The sequence below is a fragment of the Acinetobacter sp. YH16052 genome (genome assembly GCF_013417155.1).
In the GTDB taxonomy this organism is placed as follows: Bacteria; Pseudomonadota; Gammaproteobacteria; order Pseudomonadales; family Moraxellaceae; genus Acinetobacter.
Map to the genome: position 1 here is coordinate 1 of NZ_VPEO01000116.1, position 1,966 is coordinate 1,966.

3 protein-coding genes and 1 pseudogene are annotated in these 1,966 nt (G+C 36.1%); all 4 read left to right on the forward strand.

Features of this window, described 5'->3' with window-relative positions:
- Window positions 1-239, forward strand: a pseudogene (locus FTV42_RS17440) (replication initiation protein); the annotation flags it as partial.
- A 10-nt stretch (window positions 240-249) separates the two neighbouring features.
- Complete coding sequence (locus FTV42_RS17745; protein WP_257223479.1) at window positions 250-363, forward strand: helix-turn-helix domain-containing protein; 114 nt, start codon at window positions 250-252, stop codon at window positions 361-363.
- A 336-nt stretch (window positions 364-699) separates the two neighbouring features.
- Entirely contained in the window at window positions 700-1,389 is a 690-nt protein-coding gene (locus FTV42_RS16495) for a hypothetical protein (RefSeq protein WP_180039219.1), read from the forward strand.
- A gap of 267 nt (window positions 1,390-1,656) precedes the next feature.
- Window positions 1,657-1,966 (forward strand): hypothetical protein (locus FTV42_RS16500; RefSeq protein WP_180039220.1); only part of this gene is annotated, 310 nt, incomplete at its 3' end.

The following is a 1,966-nucleotide window of genomic DNA, read 5'->3' on the forward strand; positions in this document are numbered from 1 at the left end:
TTACGTCCAAAGATCAAAATACTATCGACATGTTTTGCAATTTAACAGAAGCTCAGATCAGTAAATACAGCATCATATTATCCAAAGAGCACTCCATTTCAGATTTAGCAGGTACAAAAGACTATCTTGCATTTCAATCATGGTTAGCGAATATCCTGCGAGATCCTAAAGGCGTGAGCAAAGGTACAGCCGACAGAATATTTACAACCCTGAGAGAAAAAACCGACTTCGGAAAGTGATAAATTTTTATTGTCATGCTTATTTCAAGCGAAGCAGCTACATGAGCAAGGTATGAATAACACTCAGATTGCTAAACAATTGAATGTAGCAAGGATGACTGTAATTCGTTGGTTAGGGGTGTAACAGTGAGCCTAATTCAAGTTATTAGCGCTTTTGCGTTTATATCAATTTAGTGAATTAATTTTAATTTATGTACTTGAAAAAATGATTATCACCGCCATTAACAATATGCTAAGATAAGGTTGTCTAAAGTATCACTATGTACCTAATTATTTTATAACGCAAGTTCTTCAAACCGTTTTATCTTTCCTGCACGCCTTTAATTACAAGCATTTCAGCCAATTCTGTTATGTTGTGCTTTCGTATTGCCTGCCTTTTGATTGATATATTATTAATAGATACTTAGAGTACATATGAGGATTAAATACTAATTAAATTATAAGGAGAGAATAGAACAATATGCCTAGAAGAAAGATTATTCGTGGTGATGTAGGAGAGTATAGAAACTACAATATCAATGATATATACACATACGATCAAGTCCAATTGGATATCATCATTGACGCTCTGGAGTACTATCAAGAGTTGTCAGAGCAAGACAGTACCAGCGACTATGTTGTATTTGACATTACAATAAACACAGATGAAACAACAAAGTCCCAACTATTCAATGGAGAGCATTATGATGATGGTCTTGAATATGTTGCTTTTAATCCGAATAGCCTAAAGCAGGTATTACCCGCAGAGAACTATTACTACAGATGGACACGAGAGTTTAAAACCAAATATGGTATGGGGGAACATTATCATTTGATGGTAATAGCAAATCATTTCCCCCCAAGTCAGTTAAGAACGATACAAGAAGCTGTGAAAAACTTAGATGGGGTATTAACTGCATTTCTCAGCCCGAGAGAGTTAGAAGATGACGATCCTAGAGGAAAGATACATTTTCATTGGTTAAACCGTGATGGTGTAGATGGTATCGATGATGCTGTGACTAGGCATTGTTACCGAGCAAAGTTAGATCAAAAGCTGAAAGGTATGAAAAGATCTTTCGATGGAAGCAGAGAGATGAAGCCGTTATTACCTGTCAGTTCAAGAAAACAACAACAGTTTATAGCTCAGCATAACGTTGAAGTTATGTTCTAGCTTAGCAATGCTATAACCCACCTTCAAATCATACCGTAATGATATAAAAGAACGCCGTAAAAGCGCTGTAAAGGGTCTTGCCCTTGGGTAGGTACCACAAAAGACAAACAGCGCTAAAAAGAGCTTAAATCATTACTCTAACGCAAGTACCAATTCTGCACTTTCAAGTGCAACAACAAAGCCTAAGCAATTCAAACCCACAAGCATACCGTTTGATGGGCGAGGTATTGCTTTTTTTAATTTTAATAACAAAGAGGAAATCTAATTATGGCAACAACAATTCAGGGTTATTACAAAGGACTACATTTACCGAGTTACATTGAATATGACCCACACAATATGCAGAAAGCAAACTCAATTTTAGCTATCGCTTTTCAAGAAAAGCACCAGCTATATGAGTTTGAACTGCCGATAGGTACTAAGTTTGATCAGTTTGGTGCGTACAAACTTTACCCTAAAGATCCAACTTCTAAATTCTTGTGGAAGTTGGTTAAGAACGACCATTACAACTTATGTATCTACACGCACCTTGATATTGATGCTACGCTAAAATGTGTGAATAAACTAAATTCTGATT

What these genes read in the sequence shown, in the direction of transcription:
- FTV42_RS16495 (WP_180039219.1), top strand. Translation starts at nt 700, where the DNA reads ATGCCTAGAAGAAAGATTATTCGTGGTGATGTAGGAGAGTATAGAAAC.